A 19,437-nucleotide genomic window follows, 5' to 3' on the forward strand; every position below is an offset into this window, starting at 1 on the left:
CCAGAACACTTTATACAGCGTAACATGTTGTTTGTACGCTTTTGCCGCCGTTTGAAATATTTTTTTGTTATGTAAAACCATTTTAATGTTAAATTTAGGTAAACGAGAGCTTCACGCGTCCTGTATGCGATATACCTTACTGTTATACTGTTGCCTCCTGCACGCCTTTGCCGGCAATTCCACTTACGCAGCTGCCCTGATCCCTTTCAGCGCCCTAAATTCCGATACCACAGAAAAAGGATCTGTGCTTATTACCAGTTTCCCGTTCAAGCAATATTATGGCGGGGTGGTGGTTATACAGGCACAGCTTAAAGGAATACCGGATACCCTGCAGTTTATACTGGATACCGGCAGCGCCGGCATTTCACTGGACACCGCTACCTGCGTGCGGCTGGGCATTACGCTGCAACCCTCGGACCGTATTGTGCGGGGCCTGGGCGGTGCCAAACAGGTATCTTTTGCCATGGACCGTACTTTACTGCTACCCGGCCTGGAGGTGGACAGTCTTAATTTTCATGTGAATGATTATGAGCTTATTAGCCAGGTATATGGCTTGCAGGTAGATGGTATTATTGGCCACAGCCTGTTAAGCCGCTACATTGTAAATGTGGATTATGATAAGGAGCTTATAAACATCTACACCAAGGGCAAGTTCAACTATCCCCGGGGCGGCCAGCTGCTAAGGCCCTCATTAACGCTCATTCCCATTATACCCGCACCCCTGCGTAATGGCAAGGCCCAAACCCTGAACCGCTATTACTTTGATACCGGCGCCGGTATGTGCCTGCTGCTCTCTAACCAGTTTGTGAAAGACAGCGCACTGCTTTCTTCCCGCAAACGGCAGCGTAAAATTATTCAAACAGAAGCCCAGGGCCTGGGCGGTAAAATGGAAATGCATATCACCACCATACAGGAGTTTAAAGTAGGCAACTATAGCTTCCGTAATGTACCGGTGTACCTGTTTGATGATATCACCAACATCACAGCTTATCCTTTCCTGGGCGGTATGATCGGGAACGACCTCCTGCGCCGTTTTAACCTCACCCTCAACTATCCTAAAAAAGAAATTTACCTGCAGCCCAACACCCACTACCGGGATCCGTTTGATTACTCTTATACGGGTTTGATCATTTACCTGATCAACGGCCGTGTAGAGATCACCGATATCATCAAAAATTCCCCGGCAGAAAAAGCAGGTTTTAAAAAGGGGGATGTGATCCTGGCCATCAACAACAATTTTACCAATAACCTGCAGGTTTACAGGGACATTCTTAAGACCATAGGCACCAAACCAAGCATCCTCGTTATCCGCAATAAAGAACTTATCCTCAAAAAGCTACCAATAAAAAGTATTTTGTAACGTTTTAGTAGGGAGTTTTTTTTCATGCGGAGATCTCTTTTATTCATATTGTTATACAGCAGCCTTTCCATGGCTGTGCATGCGCAAAGCAAGCGCCAGCCCGTAAAGGGGGAGCCGGACGCCGCTGCGGTGCTGCCGTTCCGGTTTTATGGTAACCAAATCGTGATACCGGCCATGGTATCCGGTAGCTCAGATACCCTGCACTTTATTTTTGATACTGGTACAGAAGTAACTATCCTGCATTATGGCCTGGCCAAAAAGCTAAACATTTCCGCCAAACAAAAAGCCGGCGTTACCGCTACCAATAACCTGATGCTGAAGGTAAACACCGCCACGCTGAATGTGCTGTACCTGGGCAAAACCAAAATGCCTTTCCTGAAGGTATACCTGGAAAATATTCCCGAATTCCGCAAAGGCCCGCTGGTAATAGACGGCTTTATAGGCATAGACCTGCTGAAGCAGTATGTGGTAAAAATAGACTATGCACAGCAGCAGCTGGTGCTCTACACCCCCGGCACCTCCATGGAGTTTGCCGGCGCGCAGGTGCTGCCCTTTAAGCTTAACTTCCGTACCCCGGTAATACCCGCCACCATAGAGCTGGACGATGGCCAGACCATTACCGGCAACTATCACGTAACTACCGGTGGCGACTATGGGCTTTTATTTAACTGGCCCTATGTGCAAAAGAATCTGCTGGCCGACCGTATGACCACCCTGGGCTCTGAACAGGTGCAGGATCTGCTGAAAACCTATGATTATGTGAACAGCATTATTCCTGCGCTCAGCATCGGCAACAAGCAGCTGCGTAAAGTCCCCGTAAGCTATTGTAAAGATGTAAATGACGACGGGCAAACCATGGAAATAGCCGGCGCCATTGGTTATTCCGTATGGAAACAATTCTCAGCCGTTATTATCAACTACCGCCAGAACGAGCTATACCTGCAACCCTGATATCTCCTCCTTACTAATTATCATTGTCACGTGGAATTTTAATAACTTGCATTTCCCGCCTTTTGCGGGAAAATGTTTTATAGTTTCTCAAAAAACGAATATGATCCACTTTAATAAATTCACCCTGGGCAATGGTTTAAGGGTCATCGTGCATGAAGATCATACCACGCCAATGGCGGTGCTGAATGTGTTGTATGATGTAGGCGCGCGGGATGAAGACCCGGCCCGTACCGGTTTTGCCCATTTGTTTGAGCATTTGATGTTTGGCGGCTCTGTGAACATACCGGATTATGATGAGCCTTTGCAGATGGCCGGCGGCGAGAACAATGCCTTTACCACCAACGATCTTACCAACTACTATATACAGCTGCCCGCAGAAAATATAGAAACCGCTTTCTGGCTGGAAAGCGACCGCATGTTATCCCTGGCCTTTGATGAAAAAAGCCTGGATGTGCAGCGTAAAGTAGTAAGTGAAGAGTTTAAGGAGCATTACATAAACAAGCCCTATGGTGATGTATGGCACAAAATGCGGGAGCTGGCTTACAGCAGCCACCCCTACCGCTGGATGACCATCGGCAAGGAGCTTTCCCATATTGAAACCGCCAGCCTGGAAGATGTAAAGGCATTCTTTTTCAAATACTACCGCCCGGTAAATGCTATCCTGGTAGTAGGGGGTAAGGTAACCACCGCACAGGTGAAGGTGCTGGCAGAAAAATGGTTTGGCGACATTCCCTCCGGCGAAAAATACCAGCGCCAGCTGCCGCAGGAACCTGCACAAACAGCGGCGCATAAGCTGGAAGTAAAAGCCAAGGTACCGCTGGATGCCCTGTATAAATGTTACCACATCTACAAACGGGAAGATCCCCGTTATTATGCCGCGGATCTTCTTTCAGACATCCTCGGCGGAGGCAGCTCCAGCCGCCTGCACCAGGTGCTGGTAAAGGAAAAAAAGCTGTTCAGCAACATAGAATGCTACCACTTTGGCAGCCTGGATGCCGGCCTGCTGGCTATTGAAGGCAAGCTGGTAAAAGGCGTAAAAATGAAGGACGCTGAAAAAGCCATCCAGGAAGAGCTGAGCAAGCTGCAGCAAACCGTAATACCGGAGCGCGAATTGCAGAAGGTAAAGAACCGCGTGGAAAGCCTGCTGGCCTTTGAAGATATGAGCCTGCTGAACCGCGCCAACAACCTGGCCTTTTATGAGCTGATGGGCGATGCCGCCCTGATGAATACGGAGTTTACACACTACGAGGTAGTAACCACCGCCGATATTCACCGCGAGGCCAACATCATTTTTGATGAAAAAAATTCCAACACTATCTATTACTACGCAGATAACCAAATATGAACAGAACAATTGCCCCGGCTATAAAAGATGCAGTGGAGTTTGATGTAACGCTGAAACCATACGAAAAATTCACGCTGGATAACGGTATACCCGTATACGTTATAAAAAGTGATGAGCAGGATACGCTGCAGCTGGAATTTATTTTCCCTGCCGGCAGCTGGTATGAGCAGGAAAGCCAGGTAGCGGCAGCCACCAACTTTTTAATAAAGAATGGCAGCACCAAACATAACGCACTGGAAATAAATGAAAGCATTGAATATTTTGGCGCTTACCTGAACCGTAACAGCTATCATGAAAATGCTACCTATACGTTGCACTGCCTTACCCGGCATACGGAAGACCTGCTGCCGCTGCTGCAGGAAGTGATCCAGGACCCTGCCTTTAGCGCCGATGAACTGGCCACCTACCAGCAGAACATGAAACAGCGCCTGGCCGTAAACCTGCAAAAGTGCGACTTTGTAGCCAACCGCTACATTGATAAATACCTGTTCGGCGAGTTCCATCCCTATGGCCGCGTAAGCACCATGATGGCGTACGATGCGCTGCAGCCGGAAAGCCTGCGCGCTTTTTACCAGCGGCATTACTCGTACAACAACTGCAGGATCTTTGTTGCCGGCCACCTGCCGGAAAACATGATAGCGCTGCTGAATAAATATTTTGGCAGCACGCAATGGAACGGGGAAACCACGCTGCTGCGGCCGGAGCTGCCTATACAAACGGCAGATGAAAAAAAGCACCGCATTTTTAATGATGAAAATGGCGTGCAGGGCGCTGTACGCGTAGCAAGGCATTTCCCTAACCGCTACCATCCTGATTTTCCAAAAATGATGGTGCTGAACACTATCCTGGGTGGTTACTTTGGCTCCCGCCTTATGAGCAATATCCGGGAAGAGAAGGGTTACACCTACGGCATCCATTCACAGCTCTATAACTTTCGCCAAACCGGCGCGCTGAACATACAAACAGAGGCCGGCCGCGATGTGTGCGAAGCTACTATTGAAGAAATTTATAAAGAGCTTCAAAACCTGCAGAATGAACCGGTACCGGAAGAAGAACTGAGCCTGGTACGTAACTACATGATCGGCTCTATACTGGGCGATCTGGATGGCGCTTTCCAGGTGATCCAACGCTGGAAAAGCCTGATCCTGAACGACCTGGATGAGAATTATTTCAACAACAATATCCGCATTATTAAAACCATTACTGCAGAGGAGCTGCAGCAGCTGGCCAAACAATACTTCACCCCCTCGGATTTCTATGAGCTGGTGGTGATCTAATGGAATGTAAAATCACAAGTGCAAAATCATAAATGTAAAAGGCTAATGCAGCGGATGCATTAGCCTTTTACATTTATCTCGTTCATAAAGTCTTTTAAATGGTCTCTATGAACCTCCTTCGTCGGTTTTACATTCCTATAGAAATTTCACCACTCTCATTCGCTATCACCAGCGTTTTCACATGATCTGTATCCACACTGCCGGCGCTCTTTTCCGGGTCAAATTTGGAAATGCTGTGCAGGAAAGAACAGGCCTCTTCTTTTGCCGTTACGCTTTTACCTTTCACTTTCCAGCTTTGCTGGTCAAAACCATGCAGCAGCAGCTTTACATATTTGAACTTTGATGCACGGCTGCCATCTGCTTTACCAAAAACCAGCGCTTTAGCGGCCGGGTCAAAGGTGATGCTGCGTTTGTAAAAAGCGCCTTTCTCATAGTCAAAGCTAATACCGTCATCTTCATAATACACAAAGCTATTTTTTACAGCGCCATTGTATACATGCAGCAGCAGCGTATCTGCCGGCTGTTCGGTAGTGTTCTGTATCTGCGACTGCATAGGAATAATGCTGCTTTCCTTTACATACACCGGTAGCTGCTGTATGCTCAGCGGAATGATCTGCTCATGCCCGCCTTCATTCACCGCACCGGTATACAGCTCATACCACTTACCTGCAGGCAGGTATACCCGCCCAAAATCTTTACCGCTTTCAAAAGGCGCTATCAGCAGCGCTGTGCCAAACAGGTATTGCTGCTGGTATTGCGGGTCATAGATCTTGGGGTCAAAGGTGTAGTTAATGGCCAGGCTGCGCATAACGGGCAGGCCGTTTTGCGTGGCTTCATAAAAAGTGCTGTACAGGTAGGGCAGCAGCCGGTAACGCAGGTTAATGTAGTTGCGCGCTATTTCCAGCGCCTCTTCCCCAAAGGCCCAGGGCTCTGCTGATTTGGTGTTTACGCCCGTGTGGTTCCGGTAATAAGGAATAAAAGCGCCTATCTGCATCCAGCGGGTGTACAGCGCTACGCTTGGGTTGCCGGTAAAACCGCCAATATCCATTCCGGTAAAGGGTACGCCGCTTAAACCCAGGCTGTTCATAAGGCGTATGCCCAGCATCATGTGGTTATCTTCCGCGCGGTTATCGCCCGTCCAAATGGCGGAGTAACGCTGCAAACCGGCATAGCCGGAGCGGGTGAGTATAAAGGGCCGCTCGCTGGTATTTTCACGTGCCCCCTCATACGATGCGCGTATCATCTGCAGGCCGTATACGTTATGCGCACGCAGGTGGCTGGCCTTTATGCCATCGTAATCAAACAGCACATTATTCGGCATCTTTTGCCCCCAGGTAGCTATTTCATTCATATCATTCCAGATACCGCTTACCCCATTATCGGAAAAGAACTTTACTTCCTTACGCCACCACGCACGCCCCTTTTCAGCAGTAAAGTCAGGAAAGTGGCACCAGCCGGGCCATACCTGCCCGGTGTAAAACTGCCCATCCGGGTACTTAATGTATACACTATCTTTTACACCGCGCTCAAATGCAGCAGCGCCTTTTTCTACCTTAATGCCCGGGTCTACGATCACGGTAGTACGAAAACCCATTTTCTTCAGCGTACCGGTAAGCTTCACCGGGTCAGGGAAGCGCTCTTTATCCCAGGTGAAAAGCTGGTAGCGGTCCATGTAGTGAATATCCAGTGTAATACCATCTGCCGGTATTTGCTTCTCCCGCAGGGTTTGCGCAATGCGCAGCACCTCCGTATCAGGATAATAGGAGTAGCGGTTTTGCTGGTAACCCAGGCTCCACATAGGCGGCAGGTGCATACGGCCGGTAAGGGCCGTGTATGCCGTAATAATATCCGCCAGGTTACGGTGGTAAATAAAGTAGTAGTTCATTTCCCCGCCGTGCGCGCCAAAAGAGGAAAAGCGGTTGTTGCTGGCGCCAAAGTTAAAATCGCTCTGGTAGGTATTATCAAAGAAAATACCATAGCTTTTATTGTGGTGAATGCCTATGTAAAAGGGGATGGTGGAGTACAACGGGTCCTGCCCTACCTGGTAGCCAAATACATCAGAGTTCCAGTTCGTGTAGCCGCTGCCGGTACGGTCCAGGTTACCTGTTTTTTCACCCAGGCCAATAAACCGCTCGCCTTCCTGCATCTTTTTATAGGTGGCCACCTCTTCGCCCGTCCAGCTGGTATTTAACCCCGTTTCATCCTGGTTAATAACCTCACCTGCCGGTGTGTAAAATGCTACGGAAAAAGGTTGCTTGCTGATCACGGTTCTCAGTGAATCCGTTTGCAGAATAATCTCCTTATCTGATTCAGTAATGCTGGTTTTTACCGTTTCCGGTTGGGCTATTACGGCATAAGAGAAATCAGCTGCCAGCGGCTGTTTATCTATCCGCACCCGTATGGTGGATGCGTTGTACACTGTTATCGCTGCAAAGGCGTTGGCAGTGGTGATCTTTACCCCTTGCGTTTCTTTTTGCACAGCCGTTACATTGCCCGGCTCTTTTACCTGCGCATAGCCGGCTGTAAAGGCCAGCAGCGCGGTAATAGTTATTGTATAGACTCTTGTTAACATGTTCTGTTATTCCTCTTTTTATTACAGTTTCAATAGCTGGTATTCATACGGCGCCAGGGTAATGGTTGTACCCAGCGTTACGGCATTACCGCTCAGCGCATCTTTCCAGGCCAGGGGCTGCAAAGCAGCGGGTACGGTATAATTTACAGCCCGGTTGCGCAGGTTGGCAATTACCAGCACCTGCTCTGCACCCTGCACTTTTGTAAAGGCACATACATTGCTGCTGCTGTATGTTGTTAAGGCACCCCGCTTTACTGCTGCGCTGCTGCTGCGGAAAGCCAGCACTTTTTTATACGCGGCCGTTACCTCAGGATGCACGTTCCAGTCTATTTTGGCCATGGTAAAGGGAAACAGCAGCCGGTAGGCTGTAGCCACCTCTTGCCCATTGTAGATCATGGGTACGCTTTTCATAAAAGCCGTTACTACAAAGGCTGCCACAGCACCGTTTATACCACCAAATAATTCAGTGGGCGTACCGTCAGATCCATTTACATCATGGTTGCTGGTGTACCGCACCACACGCTGGCCGGGCGATGCGCTCAGGTATTCACTGGTATTCAGCGTATCAATAGCCGTAACCGGGCGTTCCCTACTATAAATATCCTTTAAAGTATTGAAATAGCTGAACCCGAAATTATAATTGAACCCCAGCGTAAAATTGGCCGTACGGCCACCCTCTGCCAGCATGATCAGCTTGTGCGTGCTAATACCCCGCAGCGTGTCCATGGCCTGCTTCCAGAAGTCTGTTGGCGGCCCGTCAGCATAATCGCAGCGGAAGCCGTCTATGTTAGCCGTCATTACCCAGAATTTCATGGCCTTTATCATGGCTTTGCGCATCTCCGCGTTCTGGTAGTTCAGCTGCGCCACATCGTTCCAGCCCGTGCCTGGCGGGCTTATGATGTTACCGCTGCCGTCCTGCATATACCAGTCTTTGTGCGCTGTTATCCAGGAATGGTCCCAGGCGGTGTGGTTGGCCACCCAGTCCAGTATTACGCTCATGTTCTGCTGGTGCGCCGTTTCTACCAGTGTACGCAGGTCTGCCAGCGTACCAAACTCCGGGTTTATGGTAAAATAGTCCTTTACGCAGTAGGGTGAGTTCAGCGCTTTCAGCTGGCCCACTGGGAACACAGGCATCAGGTACACCACGTTAGCACCCAGGTCTTTAATGGCATTCAAACGGGCGGTAACCCCGGCAAAGTTGCCCTGCTGGCTGAATACGCGCATATTTACCTGGTATATCACGGCATCCTGCGGGTCCGTTACATTGGCAAAAGGGGTTCCGTATTGCGCGGCAATAGTTGTATCTGTTACCGGTGGTATTACGGGTGGTGTGTAAGGCGCGGCGGTATCATTTTTACCGCAGGCGCCCAGCATCCAGGAAAAAAGGATCAATGTTAAAGTCACAACTGCCTGCTTCATTATTTAAAAATGTAGTTTCCTAGTTTTTGGTAAGGCTGTAAGTGTATTGGCCTGAAAGGTGCAGGTCCAGCTTAATAGTATAGGTACCATCTTCCGGTACGCTCAGGTTATTAAGGCCGGGCGTGTAACCCAGGAAGGGGTTATCTGCATATACCAGCTTACCATTTGCATCTGTGCCAAAATCAATAGCCCAGGCATTATTGGCCCTGAACTTAAAGGAGCCGTTCTTTTTCATCACTGCTGTTACAGTCCATACCTGCGTGGCTGCATCGTAGGTAAGTGGTGTATCATTGTCCCAGCCGCCCGGTGTGGCATCGCCAATAATGCCCCAGCTAACTTTGGTGGCCGTCCACTTGTTGGTGTTCAGGTCCGCTGTGAGATAGTAATAACCACCGGCAGGCACACTCAGGCCTGCAGCATTACCATCCGTGCTGAAGCTGCCATTACCGCCATCCCCATAGTTAGTATGGTCCCAGTCCGGTGAGTTGGTGAACTTAAAATAATAAGGTCCGCCGCTGCCCGGCATATTCACATACCCTTCAAACATACCGGCCTTACCTTCTATGGGCGGAAAGGTGGGCGCTTTGCCGGGGTCCCAGCCCTGGTAGTCGCCCGGCACGTACAGGTTAGAGCTAAAGGTAGTAATGGTTAGTACCAGGGTGTTGGAATATACCGGCATTACCGTAGAGGCGGCGCCGTTATACTGCGGTACCTCTGCCTTTATTCTTGCCGCTACCTGGCTGGTAGTGCCACTTTGCAGGCCCATGGCGCTTAACAGGTTGTTCAGGTCTTTACCCACAAAGCTATAGCCAGTGGGCCGGGTGCCTGCATTAAAGGTTTTGGCCTGGCCCCAGGCATGGGCGCCGGAGGTATCTGAAGGCACATCCAGCTGCAGCGTGTAGGCGGTAACGGTAGCACCGCCAAAACCGGCTGCCCCCCAGCTGAAGTTAAGGGCCGTATCATTCTCCGCTGCCTTGGTAAGCACTACGGTGCTGCTGCTGGCGCTCAGCGCTCCCCCGGAAAAGCTGCCGGGCTGCAGCGTAAGCTGTTCCCCATCCTTTTTGCAGGCGGCTGCAATTAGCAGCACACAAAGGGCCAGGAGTGTGTAACGATAGCTTTTTATAAGCATATAATAACTTTTAGAATAAGGGATCAATAATTAGCGTTCTGCACCAGGTTGGTGTTGGAAATAATTTCAGAGGAAGGAATGGGGAATACGTTGTAATGCGCATCAGCCCCCGCGCCGCCCGCTACGCCTGCTTTCCAGGGCCACAGGTAGCTGCCGGAGGTAAAGCGGTTAAAACGTACCAGGTCTGTACGGCGGAAACCTTCCCAATACAGCTCCCGCTGCCTTTCGTTAAATACATCCTCCAGTGAAAAGCTGGTTACTTTGCCATTATCATTTTCGTAGGCCCTTGCACGTAAGCGGTTAAAATATTCCAGGGCAGTAGCTTCGCTGCCGCCGCCATTGCGCTTTACCGCCTCTATGTATATGAGGTACATTTCTGCCAGGCGGAACAAAGGAAAGTCTACACTCACCAGCACACCGTTGGGCGAGTAAGGGGTAGAGCCATCACTGTTCACATTATTGAACTTGGTTACACCCAGGCCGGCATTAAAGTTCAGCACATCGCTTATTTCCAGGGAGCCCAAGCCAAACATAGCGCGCTTGTCTGCATTGCCGCTATAATCGCCAAAGGCCTGCGGCAGGTTTTTAGTAGCGCGGTTACCGCTCCAGCCGCCGCCGGGTATACCTGCTTTGGCATTGTCCGCTACATTGGTACCGTGGCCGGAACAAATAAGGAAGGTAGTGCCGCCATAGTTCTGCGAGTGCGTAGCATCGTAGCTAATGGGCAATATCATTTCCGTATTGTTCACATTATTATCCGCCATAAACAGGTTTTTGTAATGCGGCATCAGCACATAACCGGCATTGATCACCTGCGTTGCATAGGTAATAGCATCCGCATAATGCGCAGTGCCGGTATATATTGCTGCGTTCAGGTACATTCGCGCCAGCAGGGCCCAGGCGGCTGCCTGGTCGGCACGGCCGTATTCATTGCCACGCGGCGGCACCAGCTCCCCATCAATGGCTTTCAGCTCCGTTTCTATGTAGGTGAACAGCTCTGTACGGGAGATCTGTTTTGGAATAAATTTGCCAATAGGGTCCTGGTCTGTTACAAACGGCGGCTGGCCAAAAAGGTCCATCAGCACCCAGTACTGGAACGCGCGTACAAAGCGGGCTTCAGCACGGTAATGTTTAATATCGTCCGCATCTTTACCGCCAATACCACGGCTGGCCAGCTTCTCATCGGTTGATTCGCGGATGAACTCATTACAGATAGTTATAGAGAACAGGCAGCGGGAGTACAGCGCATTAATAAAAATGTTGCTGGAGGTCCAGTTGAAGTTGTGATAGCTTTGCAGGTTGGCATCATTCCAGGCGCACTTGGCTTCATCTGTAGTTAGCTCCTGCAGGTTCCAGTAAGCACGCAAAAAGTCAGTAGTGCCCGCATCTGTAATACCGGGTACATTCACATCAGAGTTGCCCACACCGGTGCTGCTCACCAGTGAGTAGCTGCCGTATACCTTGGCCAGCACCTGTTTGTAGCCCAGGGGAGTGGCATACTGCACATCGGCTATATTGGAATTAAGCGGTTTCAGGTTCAGATCTTTGGCGCAGCCCGTAAATAACACGGCGCCCATAAATACCCAACTAAATATCTTTTTCATATCCGTGATTTAAAAGCATTAGAATTGAAGGTTTGCGCCCAGGCTGAAAGTACGCGGACGTGGATACAGGGCATTATCAATACCGCCATATATTTCCGGGTCAATGCCGGTGTATTTGGTAATGGTAAATACATTCTGGCAGGCGGCTGTAACGCGCAGGCCTACACGGTTGCTGATAATGTTACCAAAATTGCGCGATAACGTCAGGTTATCCATTTTCAGGAAAGAGGCATTCTGCACAAAGTAGTCAGACTGTTGCTGCCCGTAATAAAAGCTGCTCTTTGTTACTTCAGACAGTGTATTGGCCAGGTATCCCAGCGTGTTGAACATATTGGCTTTAGAAGCGCCGGTAGCCAGGTTGTTGAACATGTAGTTGCCTACATTGGCGCGCAGCACAGTGCGCAGGCTCCATTTATCATAGCTGAATTCTGTAGTGAAACCGAATATGAATTTTGGCACCGGCGATTTGTAACGGTAAAGGTCCGCCTGGTTTATTTGCCCGTCGTGGTTCACATCTGCATACACGCCTTCAATGGGTTTGCCTGCAGCATCATACACCTGGTGGTATACATAAAAGGCGTAAGGGCTGTAACCCACGCTGTGTATCTGTACCGTACCTACCAATGAGCCGGGGTAGGTGGAATCCTTAGTGGCCGTGAGGTTGGTGATCTTATTATTGTTATAGGCCGCGTTAAATGCCAGGTACCAGGTAAATCTTTTGCCGGTAATGGGCGTAGCTTCTATCTGCACTTCCACCCCTTTGTTTTCAATATTACCTACGTTGGTAAGAATGGTGCTGCTAAAGTTGGAGCCTGCAGGAATGGGAATGGTGTTCAGCAGGTCTTTTGTTTTCTTGTAATACACATCCACACTGCCGCCAATGCGGTTGTTCAGGAAAGCATAATCTACCCCGGCATTATAGGTTTCTGTTTGCTCCCATTTAATACCTGCATCATAGGCAGCCGGTGAGCCCATGTTATAGAACTTATCGCCTATTTGCACGGTAGATGCGTTGTCGCTTAGCGAATACACACCCAGGTAAGCATAATTATAAATACCATCCTGGTTGCCTGTAACACCATAGCTCAGGCGCAGCTTCAGGTCGCTCAGGCTTTTGGCAGATGATAGGAATTTTTCCTGGTTAGCCCGCCAGGTAAAGGCTACAGAGGGGAAGGTACCCCAGCGGGTAGCGGGTGAAAAACGGGAAGAGCCATCTGTACGCAATGATGCTGCCAGTATGTAACGGTTATTCAGCGTGTAAATTAATCTGCCGTAATAAGAGATCAGGATGTTCTGCGGCTTATCCAGCGGAAAGGTAGGTATGCTGCCGGGAATGGTATCCCCGTTGGCGCGGAAGGCCGGGTAATTGTAGTTAGTGGCCAGGTTATCATAATAACCATAACCTGCCGTTACGTTGAAATTACTTTTGATGGATTCAATGGTCTTGTTATAGTTCAGGAAAAACTCGCCCACCTTATTCTTTATACGGTTAGCATATTGATTATGCTGCCCGCTGTCCAGGAAATTCTGTGCAGCATAGGCCGGCACATCTATCTTTCCTTCCCCTTTAGCTACATCATAACCCAGGTTCAGGTTAGCATGCAGCTCCGGCAGAAAATGGAGCTTATAATCAAACTGTATGTTGCCGTAGCTGCGCTGCACATTGCTGTGGTTATTATACAGGTCCAGCAGGGCTACCGGGTTGCGGGGCGCCAGCTTGTTCAGCGTTACTTCACCGGTACCGGCATCTTTGGCATACCACTCATAGTAGCCGCCAAAAGGTGATTCAGCGGAATGCACCGGCTGCGTAGGATCAAAGTACACCGCGGAGCTTACAGCAGCGGAGTTGGCAAAGCGGCTTTTGTTCACCGCACCTTTTAAGTTGATGTCGATCTTTAAATGATTATCAAACAGCATAGGCGTTAAGGACACACCGCCACTGATACGCTGCAGGTTATCTGTTTTCAGGATGCCATCCTGGTTCAGGTAACCGAAAGAAAGGCGGTAGGGCATGTTCTTCAGCGCGCCGGCCATGCTCAGGTTATTATCTGTAGCAATAGCAGCCTGGTAAATTTCTTTCTGCCAGTCTGTATTAGCGCTGCCCATCAGGCTTTTAAAAGGCACATTGCCTACCAGGCCCGTGCCCAGTGAATCTACCAGCTTACGGAATGCACCGGCGGAAAGTACGTCGGCCTTTTTTGCCAGTGTGGCTACAGATACCTGGGTAGAGAAGCTGAACTGCGGTTTGCCTGCTGTTCCTTTTTTAGTGGTGATGAGTATTACGCCGTTGGATGCCCTGGAACCATAAATAGCTGTGGCGGCTGCATCTTTTAACACGGTAAAGCTGGCAATATCATTCGGGTTCACCAGGCTTAAGGGGCTGGAGGCGCCGTAAATATTCATGTTGGCTACCGGTAGCCCGTCAATCACTATGAGCGGATCATTACTGGCGTTCAGGGAGGCCCCGCCGCGTATACGTATCACACTGCCGGCGCCGGGCGATCCGCTGTTGGAGGTAATAGATACCCCTGCCACTTTACCGGCAATCAATTGCTCCGGTGTGGTAATGGCACCTGTTTGAAACTCTTTGGATGTTACGGTGGCTATGGAGCCGGTAAGCTCTTTTTTGCGCGCCGTACCATAACCAATTACCACCACATCACCCAGCGACTGGGCATTGGGCGTAAGGGTAACGGTAATATCGTTTATGCCGGTAATGCTTACTTCCTGCGTATTAAATCCAATGTAGGATATTACCAGGGTAGCGCTGCCTTCCGGCACCTGCAGCGTAAAACGGCCTGTTTCATTCGTGGTGGTACCGGTAGCGGTGCCTTTTACCTGCACAGTAGCCCCTATTACAGGCCCCTTGGCGTTGTCATGCACAAGCCCTGCAAATGTCCTGGATTGCGCGGCGGCCGTTTGTGCGCACAGCAATACCAGACAAGTTAGCAGCAGCTGAATTGTTCGGATCTTAGTCATACGGTAAGGTGTCAATTATGAAAAGTGGAATCTTTAAATACTGTTTTGTTTCATTGTTCCTTTAGTTGTCCCATCCGGCTATTGGAGGCGGCCGGTCGCCACTGTATAGGTGATCTTGGTTCATAACTGGAATACGGATTTAGCTTGTAATGTCAAAAGAAAACTTTCCGGGGAAGGCGGCAAATTTGTAGCCTGGAAATAAAGAAAATAGGCAGCTAAACGGGGAGTAATAGAAAATTAAGTACCTGACAGCTAACGGGTTAACAATATATTAAAATAATAATCATATATACACTTGAGAAGGAAAAAGGGGCGTTTCAGGCTCCTGAAAAGGTGCCTTAAATGGACTTTACCGCCATTACCCTTTTATCAAATTCTTCTTTGGGCACAATGGTGCGGTTACGTATTTTGGTCTTGTAGGCGTAGATGGTTTTAACGGAATATTCCAGGATCTGGGCTATCTTTTCATTCTCCGTAATGCCCATGCGCATCAGAGCATAAATGCGCAGCTCATTGTTCAGCAGCTCATCGTTTTTGAGCACTATCTGGTCTTCTTCATTAAACAGCTTATTAAATTCTTCTACAAAGGTGGGGAACAGCTTCAGGAATACTTTGTCAAAACTTTTCAGCAGGTCTTCCCGCTCGTTGCGCATATTAATATTGTTGAGCACCATGCGCAGCTCATCGGGTTTGCGGTCGGCTATTTTCTGATCAATGAGGTTTTTGAAGCGTACAATTTTCTCAAAGAATACGGAGCTGATGTTAAAGAAGTAGCCAATGTACTCCTCCTTGATCTTATTGGCTTCCCGCAGCTTAGCATTCACATCCTGCAGCTCAGTGTTCAGGCTTTTCAGCGTTTCATTTACACGGTGCAGCTGCAGGTTGGCCTGCTCCAGGTTATTACGGGCATCGGAAATAGTTTTCTCCGCCCGTTTCAGCTTGTTGAACTGTTTGTAGATCACTACTATCAGCAACCCAAGTATGATCAGCACCAGCGTGGCAATCAGGGCATAGGTAAGCCACAGCTTGCGCTGCCGTTCAATATAGCTGATCTTGGCGCCCTGTATAATGGGCAGCATTGCGCTCACCTGCATTTTGCGCTGCCGGGCGCCGTAAAAGGTGGCATCGTCAATAGCCTTTTCAATGTATATGGAGGCCTGTTCAAAATCGCCCTCCTCATACAGCAGCTGTGCAAGGTTAAAGGTGGCAAAGGTTTCTTTGGTAGATGAACGGATGTCTGCCATGGCAGCCCTTACCTGTGAGTTAATAGCCCCCGCCCGGTCTTTATGCAGCGCGTAAATAAAACTAAGGGTAGAGCTTACAATGGCCAGCTGGTGGTCTGTAAGGCTGGGGCGGTCCAGCAGCGTGCGGAAAAGGGTAAAGGCTTTATCCAGGCTATCCCGCTTCAGGCTTTTAAGGCCGGCATAATACAGGCTCTCAAAAGAATTTGCAGGAATATATACCAGGGCGGAATCAAAGTAGTTATTGGCTATTACCTGGTATTTGGCAGTGTAGTTATTATCATTGTTATAATCTGCCAGGTCGTTATAATAACGGCCCATCAGCAGGTAGTATTCGCCTTTGATACTGTCTGTCTGCTGCGCCGGGTGCACCGCCTGCAGGTATTCAAAAGCTTCCTTGAACTTACCGGCAGAGAGTAATATGAAGGCCAGCTTATTTTTAGAAGCAGCTATCTTAATGCTGTCGTTCATGGCAGCGGCCATATTTTCCAGGTTGCTGGCGTAGGTAAAGGCAGAATCAAATTTATATACCTTATACTCCTCATACAGCTGCAGGGTGGCAGCGTATTGCTGCGGCAGGGTTTTAGCTTCCCGGTACAGGGTTTTAATACGGTCTATCCGTTGCAGCTTCTGCCGGTCATAGGTGTCTGCCTGCTGAATGGTCCTGTTCAGCGCTTTCATTAGCGTATCGCTGCCCGACCGGGCCACCGCAGTTACAGGTAGTAAAAGCAATAGTATGTAGCGCAATTGCATACCCTCATGATTATACGAAAACGCAGGCGGCCCCCATAACGCCTGCGGCTGAATGGACTAAGGTAGGATTTATTTTTTTCTCCCCCCGCTTTACAGCTTCAGCGCTACCTTTTCACCGGTTTTTGTGGCTTTGTAAATAGCATCAATGATCTTCAGGTCTTTCACCGCTTCCTCCCCATTTACCGGTACCGGCGGTTGCTGGCCTTCCAGTATAATACCGGCCATGGCATCCATCTGCACGGTTTGATGGGTTACATGCGGTTGGGTAAGCTCCCCTTTATTGGTGCGGCCTTTAATAGGCCCGTAACCGGTGGAGGGCTGCATTTCTGCAAAACCCCTTTCGCCATTCAGGAAAAAGCGGTCCAGGTTATTCATACTATAAGTGGAAAGGCAGGAGGCCACCGCACCACTGGGAAAGCCCAGCTGGAACTGTATGGTTTCATCCACGCCTTCTTTAAACTTCACAGGATCTGTTTTAGTTTCCTGGGCAGTTACCCATACCGGGTCTTCACCAATCATGTAGCGCGATCCGTTGATGGCGTAAATACCGATATCCATTAATGAGCCGCCGCCAGCCAGCTGTTTGTTCAGCCGCCACTGCGTAGGATCGCCAATGCGGAAACCGCACTGCCCCTGGAAAAACATTATCTTTCCAAATTCACCGGCATTGCGCATACGGATCACTTCCAGCGTTTTAGCCTCAAAGTGCATGCGGTAACCTACCAGCAGCTGCACTTTGGCTTTTTTACAGGCATCCACCATTTCCTGGCCTTCTTTTGCATTCAGCGCCATGGGCTTTTCACAGATCACGTGTTTGCCTAATGAGGCTACTTTTATTACCTGGTCATGATGCAGCGCATTGGGCGTAGTAATGTACACCACATCTATCTCCGGGTTATTCTTGATCTGGTCGTACGTTTCATAGTTATAACAGTTCTTTTCAGGAATACCATATTTGCCCTGCCAGTCTTTAAGCTTGGAGGGCGTGCCGCTGATGGCGCCTACCAGTTTTGCCTTTTTACAATCCTTCATTGCTTCTGCCACGCGGTTGCCATAGCTGCCCAAGCCCATTATGGCTACCCGCAGCATAGGGCCGTCATATGATAAAAAGGGTGCCTTGGCCAGGCTGGTAAGTGGTTGCAGCTGAATAGCCAGTGCTGATGCGGCCAGCTGTTGTAAAAAGTTACGGCGTGTATTCATAACGGTGAGTTTGGGTTTGCAGGTTAAAATTTAAGCTGATAGTTCCGTATTTAATAATACGGATTTTACCCGGTTTTTAATAATGCGATACCTATCCGGCCTTTAGATTAAGAATAATTGTTATACCTTTGCCCTCCCTATACCGCTTTTGAGCCTATGAAAAGACTACTACTTTTTATCCCAGTGTTATTGCTGTTATGCCTTAACGTGGTGGCGCAGAACAAAAAAGCCGCTATTGATTCCCTGGAAAGCCGCTACCAGCGCTGCCTGGCTAAAAGCCAGTACATGTATGGCTGCGCCCTGGAATATTACCGCGACCTGGATAGTATGCTGGACCTGGTGTACCGGCAGCTATACAGCAAGCTGGATACCAGCCGCCGCCAAAACCTGATGGTACAGCAAAGCCTGTGGAAAGAGAAAAAAGAAGCCTACTTTAAATTGCTGGATACCCGCGTAGAAAAGCTGCACAAGAAAACGCTGGCCGGCCTGGACGACCAGGTAATCTCCACCGACCACAAAGCAGCTTATATAAAAGACCGCGTAACAGAGCTGATCAGCCGCTACCCTACTGCTGGCTGATAGAGGCAAAAGGTTGCTTCACAGATTTTCTCAGCAGTTGTTCAACAATAACGCAGACAGGCTGCGCTGACAGGAAAGCTTTCTGCAGTACAAATTATACTGCAAAAAGCTTTTACTGTTATTATAACATCAGGGCATACCCAAACTTTGCAGCCAGGCGATACACAATGCAGGCCAGGTATTCAGCACAGCATCTTTTGTACCCAGGCCAAACCCATGCCCGCCGTGGTCATAGATCTGCAGGGTAGCCTTTACATGATGTTTCCGCAGCGCATCAAAGAACATTAAGCTGTTTTCTACCGGCACTACAGTATCATCCGTGGAATGTATTAACAGCGTAGGCGGCGTTTGCGCAGTTACCCTTTCATTTGTGCTTAAAGAATCCGTCATACCCGGTGCAGGGTCAGGGCCCAGTAACATGTTAGTGCTGCCCGGATGTTTGTAGGGGGCTTTCATAGTGATAACCGGGTACACCAGTATGGCAAAGGCCGGGCGTGTGCTCCATTTCTCTTTTTCATTAGCCGGTTGTAACAGCGTAGCCAAACAGGAGGCCAGATGCCCCCCGGCTGAAAAGCCGATCACACCGGTTTTTTCCGGATCAAAACCCCAAACTGCTGCTTTTGATCTTAGCAGCCGCATAGCGGTAGTTACATCATTATACGCAGCAGGGTAGCGGGAGCCGGATTGGCTTTCATCATTTACACGATAGTGCAGCACAATAGCATCATAACCCTTGCTGGTAAAAAATGCTGCAATATCCTTTCCTTCATGGCCCAGGGCATGGGTTGCATAACCGCCACCAGGGCATATTAAGATGGCAGCGCCATTCTTTTTAGCTGCGCTGTAATGTTCTATAAAAGGAGCATCTGCAACTTTTTCCCGCCCGCCAATATGCAGGTTGGGCTGATCCGGGTAGAGGTATATTTTTTCCTGGGCTTGCGCAGTGCTAATACTGCAAAGGAGCAATAAAGCTGTAAACGTACGGGCTGCATAGGTTAATGCCGCATACCATCTGTGTTTTATCATAA

At 49.2% G+C, this 19,437-nt stretch carries 13 protein-coding genes; 5 read left to right on the plus strand and 8 right to left on the minus strand.

Annotated elements, in window-relative coordinates; all coding sequences use genetic code 11:
• Positions 1-124: 124 nt before the first annotated feature.
• From KVT36_RS21520 to KVT36_RS21535, 4 genes are all read left to right on the plus strand, one after another.
• Positions 125-1,360, plus strand: a complete 1,236-nt coding sequence (locus KVT36_RS21520) for an aspartyl protease family protein (protein WP_217605509.1) — start codon at positions 125-127, stop codon at positions 1,358-1,360.
• A gap of 24 nt (positions 1,361-1,384) precedes the next feature.
• Positions 1,385-2,311, plus strand: coding sequence for an aspartyl protease family protein (locus KVT36_RS21525; RefSeq protein ID WP_217605510.1), 927 nt, complete (start codon positions 1,385-1,387; stop codon positions 2,309-2,311).
• Between the two features lie 100 nt (positions 2,312-2,411).
• A complete protein-coding gene (locus KVT36_RS21530) occupies positions 2,412-3,656 on the plus strand; it encodes a pitrilysin family protein (RefSeq protein ID WP_217605511.1) in 1,245 nt (414 codons plus the stop codon).
• Positions 3,653-4,933: a pitrilysin family protein gene (locus KVT36_RS21535; protein WP_217605512.1), complete on the plus strand. Its 1,281-nt coding sequence runs from the start codon at positions 3,653-3,655 to the stop codon at positions 4,931-4,933. The genes KVT36_RS21530 and KVT36_RS21535 overlap by 4 nt, the downstream gene beginning before the upstream one ends.
• A 127-nt stretch (positions 4,934-5,060) precedes the next feature.
• Here KVT36_RS21535 and KVT36_RS21540 read toward each other — a convergent pair whose 3' ends face one another.
• The 7 genes from KVT36_RS21540 to KVT36_RS21570 all read right to left on the minus strand — a co-directional run bounded on the left by KVT36_RS21540 (position 5,061) and on the right by KVT36_RS21570 (position 17,830).
• Entirely contained in the window at positions 5,061-7,505 is a 2,445-nt protein-coding gene (locus tag KVT36_RS21540; RefSeq protein ID WP_217605513.1) for a glycoside hydrolase family 31 protein, read from the minus strand.
• Between the two features lie 21 nt (positions 7,506-7,526).
• Positions 7,527-8,924 carry an alpha-amylase family glycosyl hydrolase gene (locus KVT36_RS21545; protein ID WP_217605514.1) on the minus strand — a complete coding sequence of 466 codons (1,398 nt, stop codon included), beginning with the start codon at positions 8,922-8,924 and terminating at the stop codon, positions 7,527-7,529.
• A gap of 19 nt (positions 8,925-8,943) precedes the next feature.
• Positions 8,944-10,053: a SusE domain-containing protein gene (locus KVT36_RS21550; RefSeq protein ID WP_217605515.1), complete on the minus strand. Its 1,110-nt coding sequence runs from the start codon at positions 10,051-10,053 to the stop codon at positions 8,944-8,946.
• A 23-nt stretch (positions 10,054-10,076) separates the two neighbouring features.
• Positions 10,077-11,657, minus strand: coding sequence for a RagB/SusD family nutrient uptake outer membrane protein (locus tag KVT36_RS21555; RefSeq protein ID WP_217605516.1), 1,581 nt, complete (start codon positions 11,655-11,657; stop codon positions 10,077-10,079).
• 18 nt (positions 11,658-11,675) lie between these two features.
• Entirely contained in the window at positions 11,676-14,636 is a 2,961-nt protein-coding gene (locus KVT36_RS21560; protein WP_217605517.1) for a TonB-dependent receptor, read from the minus strand.
• A gap of 338 nt (positions 14,637-14,974) precedes the next feature.
• Positions 14,975-16,630, minus strand: coding sequence for a DUF6377 domain-containing protein (locus KVT36_RS21565; protein WP_217605518.1), 1,656 nt, complete (start codon positions 16,628-16,630; stop codon positions 14,975-14,977).
• A 90-nt stretch (positions 16,631-16,720) separates the two neighbouring features.
• A complete protein-coding gene (locus KVT36_RS21570; protein WP_217605519.1) occupies positions 16,721-17,830 on the minus strand; it encodes a Gfo/Idh/MocA family protein in 1,110 nt (369 codons plus the stop codon).
• A gap of 156 nt (positions 17,831-17,986) precedes the next feature.
• On the opposite strand from KVT36_RS21570, the gene KVT36_RS21575 reads away from it, so the two are divergent.
• Entirely contained in the window at positions 17,987-18,409 is a 423-nt protein-coding gene (locus KVT36_RS21575; RefSeq protein ID WP_217605520.1) for a lysozyme inhibitor LprI family protein, read from the plus strand.
• A 129-nt stretch (positions 18,410-18,538) separates the two neighbouring features.
• On the opposite strand, the gene KVT36_RS21580 is transcribed toward KVT36_RS21575, so the two are convergent.
• Complete coding sequence (locus KVT36_RS21580; protein WP_217605521.1) at positions 18,539-19,435, minus strand: alpha/beta hydrolase; 897 nt, start codon at positions 19,433-19,435, stop codon at positions 18,539-18,541.
• Positions 19,436-19,437: the final 2 nt, after the last annotated feature.

Source organism: Chitinophaga sp. GbtcB8 (genome assembly GCF_019091455.1).
GTDB lineage: Bacteria > Bacteroidota > Bacteroidia > Chitinophagales > Chitinophagaceae > Chitinophaga.

Coding starts and splice junctions, on each gene's coding strand:
- KVT36_RS21555 (WP_217605516.1), bottom strand. CDS start 11,657: ATGAAAAAGATATTTAGTTGGGTATTTATGGGCGCCGTGTTATTTACG.
- KVT36_RS21530 (WP_217605511.1), top strand. CDS start 2,412: ATGATCCACTTTAATAAATTCACCCTGGGCAATGGTTTAAGGGTCATC.
- KVT36_RS21580 (WP_217605521.1), bottom strand. CDS start 19,435: ATGATAAAACACAGATGGTATGCGGCATTAACCTATGCAGCCCGTACG.
- KVT36_RS21525 (WP_217605510.1), top strand. CDS start 1,385: ATGCGGAGATCTCTTTTATTCATATTGTTATACAGCAGCCTTTCCATG.
- KVT36_RS21535 (WP_217605512.1), top strand. CDS start 3,653: ATGAACAGAACAATTGCCCCGGCTATAAAAGATGCAGTGGAGTTTGAT.
- KVT36_RS21545 (WP_217605514.1), bottom strand. CDS start 8,924: ATGAAGCAGGCAGTTGTGACTTTAACATTGATCCTTTTTTCCTGGATG.
- KVT36_RS21575 (WP_217605520.1), top strand. CDS start 17,987: ATGAAAAGACTACTACTTTTTATCCCAGTGTTATTGCTGTTATGCCTT.
- KVT36_RS21565 (WP_217605518.1), bottom strand. CDS start 16,630: ATGCAATTGCGCTACATACTATTGCTTTTACTACCTGTAACTGCGGTG.
- KVT36_RS21540 (WP_217605513.1), bottom strand. CDS start 7,505: ATGTTAACAAGAGTCTATACAATAACTATTACCGCGCTGCTGGCCTTT.
- KVT36_RS21560 (WP_217605517.1), bottom strand. CDS start 14,636: ATGACTAAGATCCGAACAATTCAGCTGCTGCTAACTTGTCTGGTATTG.
- KVT36_RS21550 (WP_217605515.1), bottom strand. CDS start 10,053: ATGCTTATAAAAAGCTATCGTTACACACTCCTGGCCCTTTGTGTGCTG.
- KVT36_RS21570 (WP_217605519.1), bottom strand. CDS start 17,830: ATGAATACACGCCGTAACTTTTTACAACAGCTGGCCGCATCAGCACTG.
- KVT36_RS21520 (WP_217605509.1), top strand. CDS start 125: ATGCGATATACCTTACTGTTATACTGTTGCCTCCTGCACGCCTTTGCC.